The 21,606-nt window shown below is 64.6% G+C and carries 22 protein-coding genes and 1 pseudogene; 10 read left to right on the top strand and 13 right to left on the bottom strand.

What is annotated here, in order from left to right:
- The first annotated feature begins 77 nt into the window (after positions 1-77).
- Positions 78-896, top strand: a complete 819-nt coding sequence (locus tag CAG11_RS19935) for a helix-turn-helix domain-containing protein (protein ID WP_103325316.1) — start codon at positions 78-80, stop codon at positions 894-896.
- 158 nt (positions 897-1,054) lie between these two features.
- The gene (locus CAG11_RS19940; protein ID WP_143494652.1) at positions 1,055-1,345 is read left to right on the top strand and encodes a hypothetical protein; all 291 of its coding nucleotides are present in this window, start codon (positions 1,055-1,057) and stop codon (positions 1,343-1,345) included.
- Between the two features lie 251 nt (positions 1,346-1,596).
- Here CAG11_RS19940 and CAG11_RS19945 read toward each other — a convergent pair whose 3' ends face one another.
- Positions 1,597-2,385, bottom strand: coding sequence for a helix-turn-helix domain-containing protein (locus CAG11_RS19945; protein ID WP_085597576.1), 789 nt, complete (start codon positions 2,383-2,385; stop codon positions 1,597-1,599).
- Between the two features lie 96 nt (positions 2,386-2,481).
- On the opposite strand from CAG11_RS19945, the gene CAG11_RS19950 reads away from it, so the two are divergent.
- Positions 2,482-3,669: an MFS transporter gene (locus CAG11_RS19950; protein ID WP_158091434.1), complete on the top strand. Its 1,188-nt coding sequence runs from the start codon at positions 2,482-2,484 to the stop codon at positions 3,667-3,669.
- On the opposite strand, the gene CAG11_RS19955 is transcribed toward CAG11_RS19950, so the two are convergent.
- Positions 3,660-4,400 carry an alpha/beta fold hydrolase gene (locus CAG11_RS19955; RefSeq protein WP_085597578.1) on the bottom strand — a complete coding sequence of 247 codons (741 nt, stop codon included), beginning with the start codon at positions 4,398-4,400 and terminating at the stop codon, positions 3,660-3,662. The two genes, CAG11_RS19950 and CAG11_RS19955, sit on opposite strands and share 10 nt — an antisense overlap.
- 361 nt (positions 4,401-4,761) lie before the next feature.
- Between CAG11_RS19955 and lpxO the strand changes: the two genes are divergently transcribed.
- From lpxO to CAG11_RS19970, 3 genes are all read left to right on the top strand, one after another.
- Positions 4,762-5,661: a lipid A hydroxylase LpxO gene (lpxO, locus tag CAG11_RS19960; protein ID WP_031319899.1), complete on the top strand. Its 900-nt coding sequence runs from the start codon at positions 4,762-4,764 to the stop codon at positions 5,659-5,661.
- A gap of 194 nt (positions 5,662-5,855) precedes the next feature.
- On the top strand, positions 5,856-6,221 hold the full coding sequence (locus CAG11_RS19965; protein ID WP_085597579.1) for a hypothetical protein: 366 nt from the start codon (positions 5,856-5,858) through the stop codon (positions 6,219-6,221).
- A gap of 77 nt (positions 6,222-6,298) precedes the next feature.
- Positions 6,299-7,450, top strand: a complete 1,152-nt coding sequence (locus tag CAG11_RS19970; protein ID WP_085597580.1) for a PQQ-dependent sugar dehydrogenase — start codon at positions 6,299-6,301, stop codon at positions 7,448-7,450.
- A 3-nt stretch (positions 7,451-7,453) separates the two neighbouring features.
- Here the strand turns inward: CAG11_RS19970 and rimI are convergent, their stop codons facing one another.
- Positions 7,454-8,566, bottom strand: a complete 1,113-nt coding sequence (gene rimI, locus CAG11_RS19975) for a ribosomal protein S18-alanine N-acetyltransferase (RefSeq protein ID WP_085597581.1) — start codon at positions 8,564-8,566, stop codon at positions 7,454-7,456.
- A gap of 94 nt (positions 8,567-8,660) precedes the next feature.
- On the opposite strand from rimI, the gene CAG11_RS19980 reads away from it, so the two are divergent.
- Together CAG11_RS19980 and CAG11_RS19985 are read left to right on the top strand one after the other, a co-directional pair.
- Positions 8,661-10,247: a RimK family protein gene (locus CAG11_RS19980; protein ID WP_053130202.1), complete on the top strand. Its 1,587-nt coding sequence runs from the start codon at positions 8,661-8,663 to the stop codon at positions 10,245-10,247.
- Between the two features lie 7 nt (positions 10,248-10,254).
- Positions 10,255-11,196 (top strand): magnesium transporter CorA family protein, encoded by a 942-nt coding sequence (locus CAG11_RS19985; protein WP_085597582.1) that lies wholly within the window; start codon positions 10,255-10,257, stop codon positions 11,194-11,196.
- A 3-nt stretch (positions 11,197-11,199) separates the two neighbouring features.
- On the opposite strand, the gene map is transcribed toward CAG11_RS19985, so the two are convergent.
- Both map and CAG11_RS19995 read right to left on the bottom strand, forming a co-directional pair.
- Positions 11,200-11,964, bottom strand: a complete 765-nt coding sequence (map, locus tag CAG11_RS19990; RefSeq protein WP_085597583.1) for a type I methionyl aminopeptidase — start codon at positions 11,962-11,964, stop codon at positions 11,200-11,202.
- Complete coding sequence (locus CAG11_RS19995; RefSeq protein WP_085597584.1) at positions 11,961-12,161, bottom strand: ParD-like family protein; 201 nt, start codon at positions 12,159-12,161, stop codon at positions 11,961-11,963. The genes map and CAG11_RS19995 overlap by 4 nt, the downstream gene beginning before the upstream one ends.
- A 274-nt stretch (positions 12,162-12,435) precedes the next feature.
- Between CAG11_RS19995 and ilvA the strand changes: the two are divergent.
- A pseudogene (ilvA, locus tag CAG11_RS20000) lies at positions 12,436-13,458 on the top strand (threonine ammonia-lyase, biosynthetic); the annotation flags it as partial.
- A gap of 33 nt (positions 13,459-13,491) precedes the next feature.
- Here ilvA and CAG11_RS20005 read toward each other — a convergent pair.
- Positions 13,492-13,797 carry an NIPSNAP family protein gene (locus tag CAG11_RS20005; protein ID WP_085597586.1) on the bottom strand — a complete coding sequence of 102 codons (306 nt, stop codon included), beginning with the start codon at positions 13,795-13,797 and terminating at the stop codon, positions 13,492-13,494.
- Positions 13,798-14,020: 223 nt separating this feature from the next.
- On the opposite strand from CAG11_RS20005, the gene CAG11_RS20010 reads away from it, so the two are divergent.
- Positions 14,021-14,287, top strand: coding sequence for a DUF1652 domain-containing protein (locus CAG11_RS20010; protein WP_085597587.1), 267 nt, complete (start codon positions 14,021-14,023; stop codon positions 14,285-14,287).
- Between the two features lie 30 nt (positions 14,288-14,317).
- On the opposite strand, the gene CAG11_RS20015 is transcribed toward CAG11_RS20010, so the two are convergent.
- The 7 genes from CAG11_RS20015 to CAG11_RS20045 form a co-directional block, all read right to left on the bottom strand.
- Positions 14,318-14,692 carry a hypothetical protein gene (locus CAG11_RS20015; RefSeq protein WP_085597588.1) on the bottom strand — a complete coding sequence of 125 codons (375 nt, stop codon included), beginning with the start codon at positions 14,690-14,692 and terminating at the stop codon, positions 14,318-14,320.
- Positions 14,693-14,786: 94 nt separating this feature from the next.
- Positions 14,787-15,560, bottom strand: a complete 774-nt coding sequence (locus CAG11_RS20020; protein ID WP_085597589.1) for a carbohydrate deacetylase — start codon at positions 15,558-15,560, stop codon at positions 14,787-14,789.
- Positions 15,557-16,684, bottom strand: coding sequence for a GNAT family N-acetyltransferase (locus tag CAG11_RS20025; protein ID WP_085597590.1), 1,128 nt, complete (start codon positions 16,682-16,684; stop codon positions 15,557-15,559). The genes CAG11_RS20020 and CAG11_RS20025 overlap by 4 nt, the downstream gene beginning before the upstream one ends.
- Entirely contained in the window at positions 16,681-17,382 is a 702-nt protein-coding gene (locus CAG11_RS20030) for a GNAT family N-acetyltransferase (RefSeq protein WP_085597591.1), read from the bottom strand. Before CAG11_RS20030 ends, CAG11_RS20025 begins: the two co-directional genes overlap by 4 nt.
- Positions 17,379-19,304, bottom strand: a complete 1,926-nt coding sequence (locus CAG11_RS20035; protein WP_085597592.1) for a hypothetical protein — start codon at positions 19,302-19,304, stop codon at positions 17,379-17,381. Before CAG11_RS20035 ends, CAG11_RS20030 begins: the two co-directional genes overlap by 4 nt.
- Positions 19,304-20,611 (bottom strand): lipopolysaccharide biosynthesis protein, encoded by a 1,308-nt coding sequence (locus CAG11_RS20040; protein ID WP_085597593.1) that lies wholly within the window; start codon positions 20,609-20,611, stop codon positions 19,304-19,306. The genes CAG11_RS20035 and CAG11_RS20040 overlap by 1 nt, the downstream gene beginning before the upstream one ends.
- A complete protein-coding gene (locus tag CAG11_RS20045) occupies positions 20,608-21,606 on the bottom strand; it encodes a polysaccharide deacetylase family protein (RefSeq protein ID WP_085597594.1) in 999 nt (332 codons plus the stop codon). Before CAG11_RS20045 ends, CAG11_RS20040 begins: the two co-directional genes overlap by 4 nt.

Consider the following 21,606-nt stretch of genomic DNA (forward strand, 5'->3'; position numbering starts at 1 on the left):
GGGCAGGGGCAATGTATGGATCGGGGCAAAAAAAGTAATTTTCAAAACAAAGGGCATGCTTGGAGGGCTGGGCAGCAGTGTTGGACCTGACGGAGAGTGGTGCCGAGGATTTCTTCATTGGCTGTTGCCGGTTCGACGGTGACCAGGGGCACCCCCTGGCCTTGGCCTACGTGGTGGTGCTGGTGTGCCAGCAGGGCAGCGCCGAACTGGAGGTGAACTTCCAGCCGTACAAGGTGATGGAAAACGACTTTCTGGTTCTCGCAGAGGATTCGATCGCCTGGTTCAGGCACAGGTCGGATGACTTTGCCTGTCGTTGCTATCTACTGAACCGTGCCATCGCGGCAGAGGTGGCCGCGGCGCTGCCCAACAGCCTGTTCGCCTTCTTGAATCGTTCGCCGTTGCTGCGTGCCAACCGGCAGTTTCAGGCGTTCTTGCAGGCCTGGGAGAACCAGGCGTCGATCATCCAGGAAGATGGCGCGGACTATCGGCGACCGATGCTGGTCAATCATTTCCAGAACCTGTTCTTGTGGTTATGCGCGAGCGTCGACCTGCAGAGCGTGACCAGGAACGACTTCAGCAGGCCGGAAGCGCTCTGCTGGCGATTCTGGGAGCTGATCGCGGTGCACTGTCGGCAGCAACGCGAGGTGGCGTTCTATGCAGACCTGCTGCATGTGACCCCCTATTACCTGGCACAACTGTCGCGCAAGTATTTCAACGATGCGCCCAAGACACTGATCGACAGGCAGGTGGTGCTGGAGATCAAGAAGCAGTTGGCCCAACCACGCAAGGCGGTGCGGCGGATCGCCGAAGAGCTGAATTTTGCCGATGCGTCCTATCTCGGCAAATACTTCAAGCGCCACACCGGCCTGGGTTTGAGCCAGTACCGCAGAGGCTGAGCGAGCCTTGGCGGTTGTCTGCGGCAGGCTCATTTGGCATCATGCGGCGCTCATTCCTGGCCCGATCCTCCACCCCTCTCAATTGGGGATCGGGTCGAGGAATGACCTGAACCTGGCGGCTCGGCCAGGGTTTCTTGCATGCAACAGTTGGTTTTGCGATGGATATGCAGCACGACCCCCCCTCTCGTGTCGAACGCCCTTCACCAATCAAACGCAGCAAATGGCCATGGCGTGTCCTGTTCTTCGGCACCTGGCTGATTGCCGTTTTTCTCTTCCTGGTCCTGCTGGGCCTGGGTATCGCTGCGGTGGTTGCAGGTTTCGCCCCGGATCTGAACTGGCAGTGGCGCTGCCTGGCCTTTATCGCGGGCGCAGCGATCCTCCTGGTGTGCCTGGCGATGCTCAAGGCCGCCTTTCTCGAGCGATCCTCCGCTGCATCATGTAGAGCATGAGCAGGCTGTGCATTTGCATCGGCTCTAGAACAAGGCGGCATAGGCGTAACGGCCACTTTGTGGGACGTGCGTATCTAGCTGGCCACCGGCAGCAAAATGCGCGCGCACTTCGACCCATGCACCATGGCGGCACTTGTTGGCTGGCGTGAGGGTGGGATCGTCATGACCTATGCCGCAACAGGTTCGCTCACCGAGGCCATTCGAGTGCCTCCTGCGCTGGGCTTCTGCATTGCCCAGGCGGCCTGGGGGCACTAGAGGCTCTTGAAGTAACGCGCGGGAGTGGTACCGAACAGCCCCTTGAAGGCCGCGACGAAGCTTGAGGATGACTCGTATCCCACTTCCAGGGCGACATTGGTCACGCTTTCGCCATAGGCCAGGTGCTCCATGGCGGTGAGCAGGCGCTGGCGCTGGCGCCAACTGCCGAAGGACATGCCTGCCTCGTGGCTGAACAGCCGTTCGATGGTCCGTGCGCTGGCTCCCACTCGCCTGGCCAGGCTCTCCAGGGGCTCGCGATTCGCCGGTTCGCTACGCAATATCCTGGCCAGGCGCATGGCCCGTGGGTCAGTGGGGAAGGGCAGGTCCACCGGGGAACGGTCCAGGCTTGTGACCTGGTCGATCAGCACGCGGGCCAAGCGAGCTTCGGGCGTATGTTCGGCATAGTTCCAGGGGAACCCGGCACAGGCGGTCATCACCTCACGCATCAGCGGCGTGATGCCCATCACCAGGCAATAGCCCTCCCTGGGCATGTCATAGGCATCCGGGTCGATGTACAACACTCGGGTGTGGGTGGGGCGCTTGACCAGGGTCGCATGTTCGGTGCCGGAGCTGATCCAGATCGCCCGGGTGGCGGGCAATACCCATTCGCCCAGGTTGGTGGTGACATGGATGACGCCATTGGCGGCGCACATCAATTGGTGGCGCTTGTGCCGGTGCGGTGGCAGTTCTTCCGGGAACCATTGCTCCAGGCGCCCGACTATGGGGGCGTAGGCCTTGTCCGGATCAGGGTCGCGCAGCTCAGTATCGTGGCGGGTTATCGACATAACTTGGCATAGTACAGATAAATCACAGATTTCGCTCCTTGTAATGTGAATGCATCTCAATATCAAAGATGCATGTCGCAATTCCGAGGAACGCTCGTGTCGCAGATCCAATTACATTCAGCCGCGCAACTGACGCAAGAGGGCGGGCAAGCTCCGGCCCTGGGCGCACCCAAGCGCTCCACTCAGCTGTCTTTCTTCATGGCCGGGTTCGCATTGTCTTCATGGGCGCCCCTGGTGCCTTTCGCCCAGGCGCGCCTTGGCGCAGATCCAGCGACCCTCGGTGCGTTGCTGCTTTGCCTGGGGCTGGGGGCGATCATTGGCATGCCCGGTGCCGGCGCGCTGGCGGGACGCCTGGGGTGCCGGGCGCTGATCCTGGCCGGCGGGATCGGTCTGGTGGTTGCCTTGCCACTGCTGGCCATCGTTGCTACGCCCATGGCCCTGGGCCTGTGCCTGTTGCTGTTCGGTGCGTCCATCGGGGCTATCGACGTGGTGGCCAACATCCACGGGACCCAGGTGCAGAAGATCGCCAATATCCCGCTGATGTCGTTGTTCCACGGCCTCTACAGCATTGGTGGCCTGTTGGGAGCCGTGGCGGTGACGGCTGCGATCGCCGCCGGGGCCAGCCCGGCCCTGGCAGCCAGCGTGGCCGCCCTGGTCATCGCCTGTTGCCTGGTAGTGGCTGTTTCGGGCTTCCTGGCCAGCGAGACTGGCCAGAAGGCTCCATTGCTGGTCCTGCCCAAGGGGATAGTGGTGGTTCTGGGGCTCCTGGCCATGGTGATCTTCCTGGCCGAGGGCGCCATGCTCGATTGGAGTGCTTTACTGCTGGCCCAGGACAAAGGACTGGATGTCGGGCTCGCCGGCGCCGGTTACTCCTTGTTCGCTTGCGCAATGACCCTGAGCCGCCTGGTCGGCGACCGGATCGTCGCTCGCATAGGGGAGCGTTCGATGCTGCTGGCGGGCTTCCTGATCACCGCCGCAGGGCTGGGGCTGGCTGCTTGGGCCAGTAACCTGGTGGTGGTATTCGCCTGTATCGCCATCGCCGGGCTCGCGGCAGGAAATGTGGTGCCGGTGCTGTTTTCCCTGGCTGGTCGCCAGCAAGTGATGCCTGCGCCCCATGCGATCGCGGCCGCCAGCATGCTGGGTTATCTCGGGGTCCTGTTGGGCCCGGCCCTGGTAGGTTATGCCGCCCACGCGGTGGGCCTGGTCCGGTCCTTCCATGGCATCTGCATCCTGGTGGTGCTGGCTGCCTGCGCCATTCCCTGGACCATTCGCGGTCAGCGGTGAACCAGTGCCGGCTCTTGGTACTGGAGGCCTGGCAGCGCCTGGATGAAATGCCGCAGATGCTGCGCGGCCTCTGCCGGCGCCGCCTGGAGCAGGCAGTGGGGGCCGTCGATCTCGATCACCTGGGCATCCTGGCGCAGTTGCAGGACCAAGGCTGCCGCCGCTGCCGGCACCAGTCGATCCTGGCGGGCGCGCAGGTACATGAGCGGCAACTGCGAGGCGGCCAATGCCGCGCTGCAGTCCATATCACGCACGGCCAGCAGGCGTGCCCGCAGCACCGATGGCGCTACCTGGGCTATGGCCCCGGCCAGGGCTGTACGCAGTCCTGGGGTGGAAAACCTGCCCAGCAGCAGGGCAGCCATGGGCCACGACGGCAAATGATGCAGGGATACGAGCTTGAGCAGCCCCATCAGGGGGCTCAAGGCGGGGCGCGGGTTGCGCACGAAACTGGCGCACAGCACCAGGCCCAGCAGGCCAGGTGGCTTGCGTGCGGCAAGGGTCACCGCCACCGGGCCGGAGAAGGACTCTCCCAGGAGCACGAATGGCCGATCCTTGGGCAACTGCTCCCAGACCCGTTCTTGCAGGGCGGGATAATCCAGCGGCAAGTTGGCGGGATAGTCCAGCACCTGCACTGGCACGTCAGGGCCCAGGGTCTTGAGCAGTGGTTCGAACAGGCGGCCGGTGCCGTCCATTCCGGGCAGCAGTACCAGCGTCGGGAAGCGTGGCGGGAGCATGGTTCGGGCGATCCTTGCCAGGTGAGGGCGGTTGATGGCGCGCAGCATACGCTGTCCCATGCCACGCACACAGCAGTCGTGAGCCGTCAGGACGCAAAGCGGCTGTCCGTTGAGCTACGTCAAAACCTGCCGCAATTAACGCAGCGCGACTACAAAGTCTCCGCAGCTTTTCACAAATTTGGATTAACCCTTGGTTACAAACTGTGGCTAAAATGCCTGCCGACGGCCAGATGCCGAGAGCCGGACTGGCGACGGAGAGTATCGCCAGTCACGCTTTTTCAATTCAGACGCTGCCATTTGCCTCCGGCCCAGCGGGTTTGTGGAGGCGCAGCATGTTCCCTTCTGACGTGTGACGATTTCCGTGAAACTCATCATTGCCGCTGTATACGTTCTATCCATTGCATACGTACACCTGCGGGGGCGAGTGCGCCACAAACTGGGTCGCCAGCTCAGTGACCACTCCACCTTCCTGGCGCCGATCAACTGCTTCCTCTACCTGTTCTCCAAGCATCCGAACCGGCCGTACCTGGACCCGGCGGACTTCCCCGAAATGGAAAAGCTCAAGGAGCACTGGGAAGAGATCCGTGCCGAGGGGCAGAACCTGCTGCAGGCCGGCGAGATCAAGCGCTCCGACCAGTACAACGACGTGGGTTTCAACTCGTTCTTCAAGACCGGCTGGAAGCGTTTCTATCTCAAGTGGTACGGCGACAGCCATCCTTCGGCGATGAAGCTGTGCCCGCGTACCACCGAGCTGGTACAGAGCATCGGCTCGATCAAGGCCGCGATGTTCGCCGAGCTGCCCCCAGGCTCGAAGCTGGTTCGCCATCGCGATCCCTATGCCGGTTCCTATCGCTACCATCTGGGGCTGTCCACGCCCAATAGCGAAGGCTGCTACATCGAGGTCGACGGCGAGCGCTACCACTGGCGCGATGGCGAAGCGGTGATGTTCGACGAGACTTATATCCACTATGCGGAAAACACCACCGAGCAAAACCGCATCATCCTGTTCTGCGACGTCGAGCGGCCGATGAAATACCGCTGGGCCGCGGCGTTCAATGGCTGGTTCAGCCGCACCGTGATGTCGGCGGCCGGCTCGCCCAACGATGCAGGCGACAAGACTGGCGGCCTGAACCGGGCCTTCAACCGGCTGTACAAGATCCGCCTGCGGGGCAAAGAACTGAAAAAACGCAATCGCGCGCGCTACTACCTGGAAAAGTGGGCGATCTTCGCCGCACTGCTGTTGCTGTTCATCTACATCTGATTACCCCCGCTACCTGTGAACTCTTCAGTGGCCAGCCTTGCACCGGCCCTGAAGAGTCCCGCCAATCCCGCTGCCCGCATCCTCCCGTGGACACCGGGCGTTACATCTCCCTCAAGATTATTTGATTAACAAAGCCGAACCCCGGGCGTAGCGTGGAATCGAATCCGATACCTTCGCTCCCGAGGAGATCCGTCATGAACAGTCCGGCTCGCGGCCTTGCCGCATTCCTTGTCCTGGCCTGGGCCGCCGGTACCGCCTGGGCCGCCCCGGAGCCATCCGGCCAGGTGGTGGGCACCTGGCAACTGGCGCAGAACCTGCCCAACAGCGGCAATAACGATCCCTACAGCAACCCGATTCGTCGGGCCAATCCCAACAGCATGCAAGGCACCCAGCCCGCCAACCCGCCAGTGCGCGGCCCCGGGACTGTGCCCTCGAGCCCAGCCCCCACCCTGGAGAACGGCGGGATCGGCAACGGCTATCCTCGTGGTGGGGTACAACGGCCCAACCCCGATCCACGCTTGCCAGCCCCCAGCTACGACGCCAACGGCAACCGGCGCTGAGAAGCCCACGGCCTTGCCAGGGGGCGCTGTACCAGCGGCCACCAGGGAAGCCCCTCGATCCGTACAAGGAACCCAGTATGTTGCGTAGAAGCCTGTTCACCACCCTGTGCACCAGCGTCCTGCTGGCTAGCGCCATACCGGCCCTGGCCGTCGACAAGCAGAGATTCGCCAGTGAGCTCGGCACCTTGAGCCTGGCCCCGGTGGTGCAAGGCCTGGACCATCCCTGGGCCCTGGCGTTCCTGCCGGATGGCCAGGGCATGCTGGTCACCGAACGGCCGGGCAACCTGCGCCTGGTGAGCCCCGACGGCAAGCTCTCGGCGCCCTTGAGTGGCGTACCGAAGGTGTGGGCCCAAGGCCAGGGCGGCTTGCTGGATGTGGCGTTGTCGCCGGATTTTGCCCAGGACCGCCTGGTCTACCTGTCTTACGCCGAAGGTGGCGGCCAGGGCGATACTGCCGGCACCGCAGTGGGCCGTGGCCGACTGGCCGAGGATGGCAGTGGGCTCAAGGACTTCCAGGTGATCTTCCGCCAGGAACCGAAGCTTTCCACCGGCAACCATTTCGGCTCGCGGCTGGTGTTCGATCGCGACGGTTATCTGTTCATTACCTTGGGAGAGAACAACGTGCGGCCCACCGCCCAGGACCTGGACAAGCTCCAGGGCAAGGTCGTGCGCCTGTACGCCGATGGCCGGGTCCCAGAGGACAATCCCTTCGTTGGCCAGGCCGGTGTGCGTCCGGAAATCTGGAGCTACGGCCAACGTAATCCCCAGGGGGCAGCGCTCAACCCCTGGAGCGGGACGCTGTGGGAAGGCGAGCATGGCCCCAAAGGCGGTGACGAGCTGAACATCATCGAGCGGGGCAAGAACTATGGCTGGCCCCTGGCGACCCATGGCATCGACTATTCAGGCCAGCCGATCCCCGAATCTGGCGGGCAGACTGCTCCGGGCACGGTGGCGCCGCAGCATGTCTGGGAAAAGTCGCCGGGCATCAGTGGCTTGGCGTTCTACGCCGCTGATCGCTTCAAGCCCTGGCAACACAGCGCCTTCATCGGTGCCCTGAGCAGCCAGCAACTGATCCGCCTGCAGTTCGATGGCGATCGCGTCGTGCATGAAGAACGTTTGCTGGGCGAGCTCAAGGCGCGTATCCGCGACGTGCGCCAGGGGCCCGACGGTTATCTGTACGTCCTCACCGACGAAGACCAGGGCGCCCTGTACCGACTCGGCCTGGAGTAAGCCTCAGGCACCTTGCGCGGGCTGGCGTGAATAGAGGACCACGGCGGCCCGCAGCTTGCTGCTGCCGAAGCTGCACATCTGGTCGAACTCCCGGTGGCTCAGCGGCAGATGCTGGCAATCCATAGCCTGGCGATGCTGGCTATGGTCGACATCGGGGTCGTGCAGGTAGACGAAGTCCTGGTCGCAGTCGGTGACCATCACCCAATGGGGCGCCTTGGAGCGGGTCAGTCGATAGCTGCTGATCAGCACCAATGGCTGGCCGCCGTCGTCCAGCAGGCGCGGCAGCTCCAGCGGTCCGCCGAGCACCTGCTGTACGTCGCTGGCATCCAATGCCTTGCAGAACTCGTCGTGGACCAGGCGCATGACGTCTTTTTTATGCTCGTCGCGTACGCCGTTGAGGAACAGCGGCCCGGCGCTGTTGACCTGCAAGCGTACGCCAAAGCCCCGGCGCCAGGCCGCCAAGGCCAGACCCTGGGGGCTGCAGCCACCGTGGCCGGCGGTCATGAAGACCGTGGTCGCCTCGCGCCAGATCTGCAGCTCCTCCCGGCGCTCCAGCAGTCGGCTCGGTTGCAACGCGGCCATGGCCATCAGGAGGCAGGCCGGGCCGCAGGTGAAGTCGGTGGTCTGCTGGTAGTAGGGCACACGGATACTGCGGGTCTCACGATGCTCGCGGATGCGTTTTTCCAGGCGCAGGGCGTCGGCATGGTCCTCGTAGTAGTCGTGGAGCCTGGCGAAGCGTCGATAGCCGTGGCGTTCGTAGAGGGCGATGGCCGTGGGATTGTCGCTGCGCACCTCCAGGCGCAGGTAGGCGCAGTCGTGGGCCAGGGCGCAGTCCTCGATGCGTTGCAGCAGGCGCTTGCCCAGGCCCAGCCCCCGGGCATCGGCAGCGATGGCGATGGAGTACAGGCGCGCCAGGGAGGTGCCGCGGTGAAACAGCACCAGGGCGTAACCCAGCAACCGCTCCTGGTGCTGGGCCACCAGCAACTGCCCGTGGGCGCGGCTGATCATCCATTGGAAGCTGCGCGGGGTCAGGCGATCGCTGGTGAAACATTGCTGTTCCAGCTCCACCAGGGCCGCCAGGTCGTCGGGGGTTGCAGTGCGAAAGACAAGATCCATATGACCGCCGTAAAAGTTGCGTAATGAAACGAGACTTCAAAAAAAGTTCGTGCTTAATAGAAAGGGTCAGGTTTCTTCAGCGAGATCGAACTTTATGTCAGCGGTACAAAATCATTGGCCAGAAGTATCCGGGCAAAGTTTGCCGGCGGCAATCACTTCGAAAAGTTATTTGTCGGCAATCGATAAAGTTTCCAGCCAGGTCATCATCATTGTCGAGCGCAAGGAAGACTGGGCCTCGTATTTCCCCAGTGAAGATATCCTCACCGCCCAGGAGTACCTGGAGCACAGCTGCGAAAGCGCCCCGGGCAAGCGGGTCCAGGTCATCAACCTGTGCCGCAGCTACAAGTACCTGGGGCATGGCTACTACTGCTCGCTCCTGGCCGAGGCCCGTGGCCACCGGGTCATCCCCTCGGTTCGGACCATCAGCGAACTGACTCGCAAAGCCCTCTACGGCCTGGCGCTCGACGATCTGGACAAGACCCTGGAAAAGGCCTTGAGCCATCATCTCTACAGCGATACCGAAGGCTTTACCCTGACTCTGTATTTCGGCCGGACCCATATAGAGCCCTTGCAGGAGTTGGCCCGGCAGATATTCGAGTTGTTTCCATGTCCAATCTTGTTAGTTGACTTCAAGCGAACTAACAGCTGGCATATCGAGGGTGTGAAGTGCGGCGCCCTGCATAAGTTGCGAGAAGACCAGGAAGATCAGTTCGCCAACTCCCTGGACAGTTTCAGTCGCAAGGTCTGGCGTGTTCCGCGCTCCCGGCGCCTGGCCCGTTATGACCTGGCGATCCTCCATGATCCCCAGGAAGCCTTGCCGCCTTCCAATGCTCGGGCGCTGGAGAATTTCATTCGCGTCGGCAAGGGGCTGGGGATCGATGTGGAGCTGATCGAGAAGAAGGACTACACGCGCCTGGCCGAATACGACGCCTTGTTGATCCGTGAAACCACCAGTGTCGACAACCATACCTATCGCTTCGCCAAGAAGGCCGAGAGCGAGGGGCTGGTGGTGATGGACGATCCGGCTTCGATCCTGCGCTGCACCAACAAGGTCTACCTCAGCGACCTGCTCAAGGGCCATCAACTGGGAATGCCGGCTACCGAGATCCTGTACAAGGAGCGACCGCAGGACTTCGAGCGGGTGGGCGAGCGCCTGGGCTTTCCGCTGGTGCTGAAGATTCCCGACGGGTGTTTCTCCCGGGGGGTGATCAAGGTCGAGAGCCAGCAGGCGCTGCTGGAAGCCACCGCCGAGCTGTTCGAGCATTCGGTCCTGTTGCTGGCCCAGGAGTTCTTCTACACCGAGTACGACTGGCGCATCGGTGTACTCAACCGCAAACCGATCTTCGCCTGCCAGTACTTCATGTCCAAGGGCCATTGGCAGATCTACAACCACAAGGCCAAGGGCAAGGACATCAACGGCGAATGCCGGACCCTGGCGATCCACGAGGCGCCACGGGCCGTGGTGGAGCTGGCGGTCAAGACCGCCAACCTGATTGGCGACGGCCTCTACGGGGTCGACCTCAAGCAGGCCGGCGACAAGGTGGTGGTGATCGAAGTCAACGACAACCCCAATCTCGACGCCGGCATCGAGGATGCCTACCTGCAGGACGACCTGTATTGCCTGGTGCTGGAGGAGTTCGTCCGCCGCCTCGAACTCAAGCGGCGTGGCCAGGCCTGGTGAGGTTGCGATGATCCAGAGCTATCGACTGAGCCATGGTGGCCTGTGCCCGGTGCCTGGCCTCGAGGCCCAGGTCATGCTGTTCAGCGATCCGGACCTGGCCGAGCGCGATCTGCTGCACAGCGCGTTCAAGCTCGATGCCCATGCCTTGGCCTCGGCGCTGGACCCGGACGAAGTCTCGCGCATCGAGTTTCACCCCGACTATCTGTTCCTGATCTGGAAACGCCCGGAGAACTATTCCGCTGCTGGCAGCCTGTCTTTCGAGGTGTCTTCCTGTGGCTTGCTGTTCGCCCCGGAGCGATTGCTGGTGATCGCCGCAGACGACACGCCGCTGCACGGCCTGGGCGCCAGGCACGACCTGCACACGCCCCAGGATGTGCTGCTGGACCTGCTGCTCAACAACATCCATCACTACCTGGGGCACTTGAAGGTGATCAAGGCGGTGGCCCGCGAGCTGCAACAGAAATTCAACCAGACCCTGGAGAATCGCCACCTGTTGCAGATGTTCAACCTCAGCGAAAGCCTGATCCACTACCTCAATGCCCTGCGCAGCAATGGCGCGGTGCTGACCCGCTTGCGCAACCACGCCGCCAAGGAACGCTTCTGCGGCCAGGCCATTGGCCGAATCGACGACCTGATCATCGAGAACGACCAGTGCTACAAACAGGCGGAGATCTATTCCACGGTGTTCGCCGGATTGATGGATGCCCGGGGCAACCTGATGAACAACAGCAGCAACCAGCTGTTGCGCAAGCTGACCCTGATCAACGTGGTGTTCCTGCCGCTGAACCTGATCGCCAGCATCGGCGGCATGTCCGAGTTCAGCATGATGACCGCTGGCACTCCCTGGTGGCTGTCCTATTCGCTGCTGTTGCTGGCGATGCTGCTGGCCGCGGTTGGCATGGCCCTGGGGTTGCGGCGGCTGGGGGGCCGCCGCGAACAGGCTGGCTGAGGCCTATTGCGGTTGCAGGGTCAGCACTTCGAAGCCGTCTCGGGTCACCGCCACGGTGTGTTCCCATTGGGCGGAGAGGCCGTGGTCGCGGGTGACCACGGTCCAGCCATCCTTGAGACCGCGAACCCGGGCGCTGCCCTGGTTGAGCATCGGCTCGATGGTGAAGGTCATGCCCTCGCGCAGTTCCAGCCCGGTGCCGGCCCGGCCGAAGTGCAAGACCTGCGGTTCCTCATGCATCTGCCGGCCGATGCCGTGGCCGCAATACTCACGGACCACGCTGTAGCCGTTGGCCTGGGCATGACTCTGGATCGCATGGCCGATATCGCCGAGCCGGGCGCCGGGTCGTACCAGGCGGATGGCGTTCCACATGGCCTGGAAGGTGGTATCCACCAGGTGCCGGGCCCGTGGACCGACATTGCCGATCAGGTACATCTTGCTGGAGTCGGCGATGTAGCCGTTCTTCTCCAGGGTGATATCGATATTGACGATGTCGCCATCCTTGAGCACGGCCTCGGAATGGGGCATGCCATGGCACACCACCTCGTTGATCGAGGTGTTGATGCAGTAGGGATAGTTGTACTGGCCCTTGCTGGCGGGGCGGGCCCTGAGCTCGTGGCGGATGAAGTGCTCCACGGCAGCGTCCAGCTCCAGGGTCGACAGGCCCGGGCCGACGAAACCGTCGAGGTAGGTGAACACCTGTGCCAGCAGGCGCCCGGACTCACGCATCAGTGCCAGTTGATCGGCGGTCTTGATCAGGGCCTGGGTCATGCGCGGCCCCTGAGCAGGTCGGGTTTGTTCAACAAGAGCTTGTTGATCAGCTCGTTGTAGGCCAGGTGCGGATTGAGTTCGGCCAGCAGGCCGATCTTCATCCAGAACTCGGCCTGGGCGTTGATCGAGCGATCCATGGCGGCGCTGGCCACGCGGATCTGTTCGTGCAGGTCATCGGAGATCTTGACGATACCCATGTCGCGGTAGGTTCTCTGTGGGAAATATACGGATCATATATGTTTCGTATATTTCGCCTCAAGTGGCCGTTGCGATTGTTTTGCCGGGTGCTTGCGACGGGGCGATTATTTCGCTAATTTTCCGTCCATGACTTTTTCCGCCGTTCGTTCCCAGCCAAGCATTATTACCGCCATTACTCATTGGCGGGCTTGCTGACGACTGCACCCAACCCGCCCTGGAGGCGGGTTTTTTCTCTCTGTCTCCCGGGCTTCGTACACCGCCAGGAGATCCATCATGAGCCGCCGCAGCCCAACGCCCACTCCGAGTGCCGACATGGCCCTGCTGGAGCGCTATGTGAAGATGATTCTTGCCGCGCCGGTCTATGACCTGGCCATCTGCACGCCATTGCAGGCGGCGCCGGCGTTGTCCCTGCACCTGGGCAACCAGGTCCTGCTCAAGCGCGAGGACCTGCAACCGACCTTTTCCTTCAAGATTCGCGGCGCCTACAACCGCCTCGCGCAATTGAGCAGCGAGCAGAAGCAGCGCGGGGTAATCACCGCCTCTGCCGGCAATCATGCCCAGGGCGTGGCCCTGGCGGCGCGGGAGCTGGGGATCCAGGCCACCATCGTCATGCCCGAGACTACCCCAGAGCTCAAGGTCCTGGGGGTGCGCAGCCGTGGCGGTGACGCGCTGCTGCACGGCCCGAGCTTTCCCTTCGCCCTGGCCCATGCCCTGGAGCTGGCCGAGCGCAGCGGGCGCACCTTCGTGCCGCCGTTCGACGATCCCCATGTGATCGCCGGGCAAGGCACGGTGGCCATGGAGATCCTGCGCCAGCAACAGGGGCCGCTGGATGCGATCTTCGTCCCGGTGGGCGGCGGCGGGCTGATCGCCGGGATCGCCGCCTATGTGAAATACCTGCGGCCGGAAATCCGCATCGTCGGGGTCGAGTCCGAGCACTCCAACTGCCTGCAGCAGTCACTGGCCGCCGGGGAACGGGTGACCCTGGCCTCGGTCGGCACCTTCGCCGACGGGGTCGCGGTGGCCCAGGTCGGCGAACATGGCTATGAAATCTGTCGGCGGCACGTGGACCAGGTGATCAGCGTCAGCAATGACCAGCTCTGCGCCGCCATCAAGGATATCTACGACGACACACGCTCGATCACCGAGCCTTCAGGAGCCCTGGCGGTGGCCGGGATCAAGCAGTACGTGGCCATGACCGGCGTGCGTGGCCAGACCCTGGTGGCCATCGACTCGGGGGCCAATATCAATTTCGACAGCCTGCGCCACGTGGCCGAGCGTGCCGCCCTGTGCAACCAGCCGCAGCCGGCCTGAGCCGGGCGCAGCCTGGGTTCAGGACAGCAGGGGGCGCAGGAAGCTGCGCTCGTAGCTGAGGATGAATTTCTTCTCCATTACCGAGGCCACCAGCGCCACGCTTTGCGGATCGCCAAGAGCTTCCTGGCGGTAAGCCTCGTAGTGCGCCAGGGAGGGAAAACTGAACAGGCAATAGGCGATGTTGCTGGCGCCCTCGCTGGGCAGGAAGTAGCCATGGTGGCTGCCGCCCAGGCGCTGCACCACGCCGATCCAGGCTTTGGCATAGGCTTCGAACTCGGCCAGTTGATAGGGATCGATCACATATTTGACGTGGCAGGTAATCAAGGCGCCGCTCCTGGTGACGGTTGGGGAAGTGCATCGAGTCGGGCCGAAAAAGCCGTTGCTCAGAGCCAAATCGAATTTAACAGACTCGGCAAAGCCGCATAGTCTGTAGCTTGGCCCCGTCTACAAGGACAATCGGGATCGGGCCTGGAACCCTCGAACACGGACGTCGCCCGCAGGCAGCCTGCCTGCCGATTGGCCGCCTCGAACAACGGAGAGAGTCGCCATGTTTCTATCTGCCCTGGAGCTGCGCAACATCATCGAAAGCAGCTTCCTGCCCAAGCGCTGCCAATGCACCCTGAGCCCCGAGCTGTCGATGACGGTAAAGGTGTTCGGCGAACATGAGCCCGATCGCGTCGACCTGCTGGTCACCGGTATCGACGCCGCGCAGCTCAACGGCTGTCGCGAAATCAACGAGCTGATCGCCGGGCTGCGCCATGACCTGGCCCAAGGTTCCGGGCATGGTGTACCGCTGAGGCGGGCGCATTATTGAGTCCTTCGGGCCGCTCGCTACCGCGCTCGTTCAAGTAAGCCTGCGGGCCTGGACGAACCCCAGGCCCAGCAGCAATTCCGTACCCACCGCCAGGAAGATGCCCGCCCCGGCATTGCCATTGAGCCACTCCAGGGTCCCCAGCCCGGCAAGGGCGAAACAGCCGATCGCCATGCCATTGCCCAGGGCCTGGCGGGCAGGGCTGTGGCCCACGTCGCGAAACTGATGGAAGATCACCGCCAGCGCCAGGAACAGCAGGGCGTTGCGCCGTGCGACGAATCCCGCGACCGGGTTGTAGTCCAGGCCCCAGAGGGTCAGCAGCAGTCCTGGGGCAAGCCCCCAGGCCAGGGCCAGCAACAGGCAGATCAGGGCGGTCAGGCTGCACAGACCACGAAACGACCAGGACATGGCGATTCCTTGCACCAGGAAAAAGGGCGCCAAGGTTAGCCCGCCGCGCAGCCCGGGAAAACCATCCCTTCTGCGCAGGCCATCACCGCTCCTCCTAGAGTTCGCTGTAGGCGACCCGCCGGTATCCGGGCAAGGCCCGGGCCAGCAGTCGCTCCAACGATTGTTGCGCCGGCAGGTAGTCGTCGCCGAAATCGCCATCGGCCAATTGCGTCGGGTGCGCCACCACCTCGATCACTCCCCCGGGGCGCAAGCCTTCCAGCAGGTCCCTGGGGGTGCACACCGAGTCTGCACTGGCGCCGGACAACCAGCGGATGCGCCGGTTCAGGGCGGTCTTGAACAGCCATTTGACCAGCCCGATATTGCTCCCGACATTGCGTGCCAGGCGTACCGGCACCCCTTGCCGGGCGGCGAAGCGGGCGACGATCGCCGCCACCGGCCACAGGTTGTGCACGTGCTGGTGGGAGTCGATATGGCTGGGCCGCAGCCCCTGGGCGAGACAGCGCTCCCACTGTGCTTCAAGCTCTTGCAGCACCGCGGCGGCCGCCGGCTGCGGCAGGCGCAGGGTCGAGCGCGGCAGGTTCAGGTCGAACTGGCCCTGGGCGTCGCAGAACAGCGGTTGTCGGCGGATCGCCGCGCTCAGGGCCGGGCCGTAGGTCAGGTTGAAGTGCAGGCCGATGCGCCCCAGCAGCTCATGCCGGTGGGCCAGTTGGCAGGCATCTTCGAAGGCCGGCATGTTGGCCATCAAGGTGGCGGAGCTGATCACGCCGCTCTTGAAGGCTCGCAGGGTCAGCTGGTTGTAGTCCGGGTCGAGGCCGAAGTCGTCGGCGTTGACTATCACTCGTGGCGCGTTGGCCTGTGAGTCCTTCATGGGCGCACCTTCGCTGTGGCGGCGGCCTGGCGTCGTTCGCGCCAGGCCCTGAGATGAGGTTTGAGTCGTTGCCAGAGGCGTTCGCCCAGGCCCGCCAGCAGGCCCAGGGCACGCCAGCTGTAGAAGCTCCAGCGCTGCTGTTCCACCAGGCCGCTCAGGCGTTCGTGCAACTGGTGGCTGGAGCGGCTGAGACTGACCCGGGAGGCGTCCACCCATTGCCAGCCATCCTCCAGCCCCCAGCGGATCCATTCGTCCAGCAGCAAGCGGCCGCTGCCCAGGTTGGCGTAGTCGGCCAGGAAGGCGATGTTGTAGTCGTACAGGCGGCCGCGTTCCAGCAGGCCCAGGCGATAGCTGATGCAACGCCCCTGGTGCTCCAGCAGCACGATCCGCACGCAATCCTCGGCGGCCAGCTGGCGCAAGGCGCTGAACATCCATTGCCGACGTGGCCCACCGGAGAAGATCCCCAGGCCGTCGGTGCCTTTCCAGCTGGCCTGCTCGACCTCGCACAGCCTCTGCAGGATTTCGTCGACCCCCTCGGCCCTGGGCGCCACGCGGATGATCCGTGCATCAATCTGCGCACAGCGCTTGCTGGCCCGGCGCAATTCGTAGCGCAAGGTGCCACTGGCTTCCTCGGCATCGGCGGGCACAATCAGGTGCTCCGGTACCCGGCAAGTCAGCGTTTGCTCGGCGTAGCTGCTGGCCTGGCGCCAGGGTGCCAACAGCTCGTCGGCCGCCACCAGTTCATGCAGTTGCAACAGGTCATGGGGCAGGCGCCGACGGATTTGCCGCAGTGCCTCGGGCATGGCGTGCCGGGCGCTGTCGGCCACCAGCAAGGCCAGGCGATCGCTCAGCGGATGTCCAAGGTGGCGCACCACGCGCAGCGGCAGCCCCCCACGGGTTTCGCGGCCGGCCACCAATGGCAGGCACAGCACCAAGCGCTGCTCCTGCCAACCCAGCAGGACCTGCAATGCCTGGCCTGGGGCCAGCGCGTGGGCCGCACCGCGCAGCCAGCCCAGGCGATTGAACGGCGTGGCCTGCTCGGTGGCGGCGCGCAATTGCTCATAGGCAGCCTCGGGGAACTGCGTCGCCGAGAGGTCGCTGCACCATTGCCAGCGCATGTTCATGGCCGCTCCTGGTCGATCTTCGTGCCGGCTTGCTGATCCAGCAGGCGCCCGCGTCGCAGCTGGTGCAAGCGGGTCTGGTGATAGGGGCGGCGGCGATGGAAGTGCAGGCACCGCAACAGGCAATAGACATGCAGGGATTCGCCGACCTCCTGGAAGCCCAGGCGCATGTGCATCTTCAGCGCAGGTTCGTTGCGCACGTTGACCAGGGCCCGGGTGCTCTTGAAACCGCGCTCGCGGTACTCCTCCCAGAGCAGTTTCTGCGCAAGGATCACCACCCCCGAGCCCCGATAGGGCTGCGCGCATTCGCCGGCGAACTGATACAGACAGCCCGGTGGCACGCGCATCCAGCAGCGGTACAACTGGTCGTCGTAGTAATCGCGCTCGCTGATCCACACCATCATCATCACGTCGCCCTGGTGATCCAGGTGCGCGCTGCCCCGGCTGCCCTTGTCCAGCAGGCCACGAATGGCCGGTAGCTGGGCCTTGAAGTACTTGTCGAAGGCCGGCAGCAACTCCCGGGTGATGGGCACCTGGGGCCAGCGTGCGGGGTCGATGGGACAGGGCACCGGCAGGGCCAGGGAGCGCTCCAGGGTCAACAGCTCCCAGTGGTAATAGAAGAACCGTTCGCGCAGTACTCGCAGGCTGCCGCGCAGGCCCTTGCGGCGGATCTTGGCCAACAGGCCGGTCAAGCGACTCATAGGGTTTTCCAGGTCAAGGCAAACAGGGTCTCGCCGGGCAGCTGGAACACCAGCCGCTGCGAATCGCACTGCACGCTGGCGGGGCGGGCCTGGCCATCGGCGCCCAGCAAGGTCAGTTGCGGTTCCGGCGGGCAGTGGTGGGTTGGCATGGAGACCTCGATGGTCTGCCGGCGCGCAGTCTTGGCCACGCCCAGCAGGTTATGGCGCGGGCCGTCGCGCAGGGCCAGGGCATCGACCTCGAAGGCCGGGTTGTCCAGGACTTGCACCTGGGGCAGCCAATGCTGCTGGAGGAACTGCTGGGCCAGGGCCACTGGCTTGAGGCGAAAGTGCCGGGCGCCGTGCTGGGCCAGCATGCCCTTGGGATACTCCGGCTCGTCGGCGGCCTGGAACCAGTTGAGCATGTCCAGCAAACCATCCTGGGACGCGTTGAACACCACCGAGGCCCACCACAGGCCGGCGTAATGCGTGTCTTGCTGGTAGGGGCTGAGGTCCGGGCCGCTGGAAATATTGGTCTGGCTCAGCAGCAATGCCTTGCGTGGCCGGCCCTGGTCGTCCAGGCCCACCAGGTCGGCGGCGGCGCGCACGCTGGCGCGGTAGCGGCGGGTGGCCAGCAGGTCGCGCACCATCCATTCGTGCCAGGCCAGGGCGTCGATGTCCGGACCATGCTCGGCCAGCAGCTTGCGTGCCCAGTCGATCCCCCGGCGCTGGCCGGCGCCGACCCGGAACGGTCCGTCCAGCAGGCGCGAGCTCACCGGCATGGCGATGCGTACCCCGGCGGCCCGGGCCTCGGGATGGGCCTTGGCGCGTTCCAGCATCTGGCTGAAATAGGCAGCGAAGGCGGCGTAGCTCGGATAGTTGAGGTTGGGTTCATCGGCGAACGCCAGGTAATGCAGGCCCTGCTTGCCCAACCGCGTGCTGTCGTCCAGCCAGGCATCGAGGCCGGCCAGGGTTTGCGGGCTGGCTTCCAGTACCGGCCTGCGCCCGGTCCCCGCCAGCAGGGTGATATCGCGGTCCACGCCAAAGGTCTCGCGGTAGAGCCTGCGAAAGGCGATTTCCCGCTCGGGCTCGGCCTTGATCACGTCGACGAAGCTGTAGAAGTTGGCGGCCCGGGGGCCCAGGGCTCGCAGCAGCTCGAAGGTCGACTGCGGCGGTTGCGCGTAGGGCAGGGCCACGCCCAGGTGCGGGCTGGGGCCGGCCAGTTGTGGGTGCAGGTTCAGTTCCACGTGCCCCGGGGTCCATTGCAAGGGGTGCAGTTGGCGCAGGTCCTGGGCGAACAGGTTGGCGGTGCCGTCGAGCCAGAAGCCGACCTTGCCGGAGCCGCCCATGGACAGGCGCCAGACTTCGTCGCGCTCGGCCAGCGGCAGTTCGGCCTGGTCGAATTGCGGGTATTGATCGTGGGTCTCGAGCCCCAGCCGGACCTTCGCCCCGTCGCTCAGGCGCACCGCTTGCAACACACTCACACCACCGTGGTACTTGCCTGCGAGCACCGCTCGTTCACCGGCGGCAACGCGAAAGTACAGCTCGGTGCCGTCGGGCACGTCGGCGCTGAAATGCACCTTGGTGGGTTCGAACTGGGCCTGGGTGGCGCTGTCATGGCCGATCCTGAAGTTGCGGAAGCTGTAGCCGGGCACTTGCAGCCGGTAGTCGCCGCTGGCGGCGGGCAGCAGGATGCTGTCCTGGCCGTAGGCCTGGTCGGCCGGGATATCCACTTGTTGGCGCAGCTGGCCATCGGGACCGACCAGGTACAGCTGTTCCTGGTTGGCGTCGCTTTGCCAGGCCGGGCTCCAGCGCAGGTGCAGGGTATCGGTGACGCTGGCCTGCAGGTACAGGCTGCCATCGCGGATATCGCCCCATTGCATGGGGGCCGCCTGCAGGGCGGGCGCCGTGAGTAGCAGCAGGACAATCAGGGAACGGGGTTTCATCAGGCCTTTTCCTTGGGGCGCAGTAGCTGGCGTACGTAAGTCACGTCCGCAGGCAGCAGAATCAGGGTGCGATACCAGGCCACGCCGCTCAGGCGGCAGTACAGGCCGAGCATCACCAGGCTCACCGCCAGGTAGGCGATGGACGAGGCCAGGCCGGCACCGACGATGCCCAGCCGTGGAATCAGCAGCGCGTTGAGCGCCAGGTTCAACAGGGCGCCGCCGCCCATCAGCAGCGACAGGGCGCCGGGGCGCTGCTTGCCCAGCAGGTCCAGGCGCAAGATGCTGGCGTAGCACAGGCCGAACAGGCCCGGCAGCAATGCCAAGAGGGCGCTGTAGGCCGGGGCATAGGCGGCGCCGAACAAGGTCAAGATCAACCATTGGCCGATCAACGCCATGCCCAGGCAGGCCAGCAGCATGACCGTGGCGGTCAGGCGCAGAGCCAGGGCGGTCAGTTGCTCGATGCCGCTGCCTTGTTGCAGCAGGCGTTTCATCAGGGGAGTGGTCACCCCCTCGGGAATGATCAACAGCAGCTCGGCAGCGGCACTGGCCATGGCATACCAGCCCAGGGCCGCCGGATCGAGCAGGGCGCCGATGAACAGGTAGTCCGAGCGCAGCATCAATTGCTGGGCCAGCACGCCGGGGTGACTCTGGGCGCTGTAGCGCAACAGTTCGCGCTGCTGTCCGGTCTGCCAGCGCAGGCGCATATCGTGCCAGCGCCGCAGCCAGCACCAGCCCACCACGACCACCAGCAGCGTACCGCCCAGCCAGCCGCCCAGCGCCGCGGCCAGCGGTTGCTCGCGCCAGATCCACCACAGGCCGACGAACAGCAGCAGCGGCACCAGGGACTCCAGCAGCCGCAGGGCATTGAAGGCTTCGACCCGGCCGTCGGCGTTGTGCAGGGTCAGCAGTCCGCTCTTGAGCACCGTGAGCGGCACCGCCAGCAACAACAGCCAGGCCAGGTCGCCCAGTTGCAGGCTCAGTTCCCACTGGCTGCCCAGGGTATTGATCAGCGCCAGGCCCGCCAGGGTCAGCAGGCTGGCCAGCAGGCAGCCATAGACCAGTACCTGGGTCAGCAACAGGCCCATGGGCCGCTGGCGTGCCGCCTCGTAGCCCACCGCAGTGTTGAGACCGCCGCTGGTGAGCGCGGCGATCAGGTCCGGCAGGGTGCTGAGCAGGGCGAACAGGCCGCGGTCCGCCGGACCCAGGAGACGCGCCAGCAGCACATTGCGCAGCAGGCGCAGGCCGATCATCGCCAAGCGGGTGCCCATGCTCAGGGCCAGGTGCCAGAGATAGCCGCCGCGCTTCATGCCCGGGCTCCCTGCCACAGGCGCCAGGCCAGGAGCCCGGGGTGGGCGGCGCTGGCATGGCTGACGTCGATGCGCGGCAGAGCCAGCCAGGCGTTGCCACTGGCCTCGATCAGGCCGGGCCGGGTGCCCAGGCCATAGCGATAGCCCAGCGCGGATACGGCGGCCCGCACCCGGGGGTCGTGGTCGCCATTGGGGTAGCAATAGACTTGCAGGGGCGCCTGGCAGCGTTTGCGCAGGGTGTCATGGGAGCGTTGCAGGTCGGTGCGCAGGGCCGCGTCTTCAAGCTGGGTGAGGATGCCGTGGCTGGCGCCATGGGGGCCGAAGGATACCAGTCCCGAGCGTTCCAGGTGCTTGACCTGGGTCCAGTCCATGGCGTGCGGCGCGGCGCCTGCCGGGCAGGTGTCGGCCAGTTGCTGCAGGGTGGTCGCAGGCAGTCGCTTGAGGCGCTGCAGATAGCCGCCGAGCAGGCGACTGCGGGCATCGCTGTCGCCAGCCTGCAGCAGCTCCAGCGGTGGCGTCAGTTGCAGGGCGCGCAGGCGCTCCAGCAATGGCTGGCAAGCTGCGGCGCCGGCCTGTCGCCACAGGGTTTCGCCGATCGACTCCCACCAGAAGCCCTGCGGGCTGCCGATGAAGTCGGTGGACAGGAAAATACTGGCCGGCACCTCGTAACGCTCCAGGACCGGGTAGGCCACCTCGGCGTTGTCGCGCCAACCATCGTCGAAGGTCAGCGCCACACGCGGCCGGTCGCCACCAGGCAATTCCAGCAGTTGCTGCAGCGGCACGCAGTCGAAATGCCGGCGCAGCCAGCGCAGCAACTGTTCGAACTGGGTCTGGCCGACGCACAGGGGCGCGCGATGGGGCTTGGCCGCGGCGCTGGAGTCGACCAGTACCCGGTGCAGCATCAGCACCGCCCCGGCCTCGCCCAGGCGCGAACGCCCGGCACTGTGCAGGTAGGCGCTGCCCAGCAGGCGCTTGAGGACTAGTTTGAAGGTCAT

Origin of the sequence: Pseudomonas sp. B6(2017), from assembly GCF_002112765.1 — a bacterium.
Lineage (GTDB): Bacteria > Pseudomonadota > Gammaproteobacteria > Pseudomonadales > Pseudomonadaceae > Aquipseudomonas > Aquipseudomonas piscis.

Bases quoted from the DNA above. Each gene is read 5' to 3' on its own strand.
- CAG11_RS19940 (WP_143494652.1), top strand. From the start codon at position 1,055: ATGGATATGCAGCACGACCCCCCCTCTCGTGTCGAACGCCCTTCACCA.
- CAG11_RS19945 (WP_085597576.1), bottom strand. From the start codon at position 2,385: ATGTCGATAACCCGCCACGATACTGAGCTGCGCGACCCTGATCCGGAC.
- CAG11_RS19955 (WP_085597578.1), bottom strand. From the start codon at position 4,400: ATGCTCCCGCCACGCTTCCCGACGCTGGTACTGCTGCCCGGAATGGAC.
- CAG11_RS19965 (WP_085597579.1), top strand. From the start codon at position 5,856: ATGAACAGTCCGGCTCGCGGCCTTGCCGCATTCCTTGTCCTGGCCTGG.
- CAG11_RS19970 (WP_085597580.1), top strand. From the start codon at position 6,299: ATGTTGCGTAGAAGCCTGTTCACCACCCTGTGCACCAGCGTCCTGCTG.
- rimI (WP_085597581.1), bottom strand. From the start codon at position 8,566: ATGGATCTTGTCTTTCGCACTGCAACCCCCGACGACCTGGCGGCCCTG.
- CAG11_RS19980 (WP_053130202.1), top strand. From the start codon at position 8,661: ATGTCAGCGGTACAAAATCATTGGCCAGAAGTATCCGGGCAAAGTTTG.
- CAG11_RS19985 (WP_085597582.1), top strand. From the start codon at position 10,255: ATGATCCAGAGCTATCGACTGAGCCATGGTGGCCTGTGCCCGGTGCCT.
- map (WP_085597583.1), bottom strand. From the start codon at position 11,964: ATGACCCAGGCCCTGATCAAGACCGCCGATCAACTGGCACTGATGCGT.
- CAG11_RS19995 (WP_085597584.1), bottom strand. From the start codon at position 12,161: ATGGGTATCGTCAAGATCTCCGATGACCTGCACGAACAGATCCGCGTG.
- CAG11_RS20010 (WP_085597587.1), top strand. From the start codon at position 14,021: ATGTTTCTATCTGCCCTGGAGCTGCGCAACATCATCGAAAGCAGCTTC.
- CAG11_RS20015 (WP_085597588.1), bottom strand. From the start codon at position 14,692: ATGTCCTGGTCGTTTCGTGGTCTGTGCAGCCTGACCGCCCTGATCTGC.
- CAG11_RS20020 (WP_085597589.1), bottom strand. From the start codon at position 15,560: ATGAAGGACTCACAGGCCAACGCGCCACGAGTGATAGTCAACGCCGAC.
- CAG11_RS20025 (WP_085597590.1), bottom strand. From the start codon at position 16,684: ATGAACATGCGCTGGCAATGGTGCAGCGACCTCTCGGCGACGCAGTTC.
- CAG11_RS20030 (WP_085597591.1), bottom strand. From the start codon at position 17,382: ATGAGTCGCTTGACCGGCCTGTTGGCCAAGATCCGCCGCAAGGGCCTG.
- CAG11_RS20035 (WP_085597592.1), bottom strand. From the start codon at position 19,304: ATGAAACCCCGTTCCCTGATTGTCCTGCTGCTACTCACGGCGCCCGCC.
- CAG11_RS20040 (WP_085597593.1), bottom strand. From the start codon at position 20,611: ATGAAGCGCGGCGGCTATCTCTGGCACCTGGCCCTGAGCATGGGCACC.
- CAG11_RS20045 (WP_085597594.1), bottom strand. From the start codon at position 21,606: ATGACCTTCAAACTAGTCCTCAAGCGCCTGCTGGGCAGCGCCTACCTG.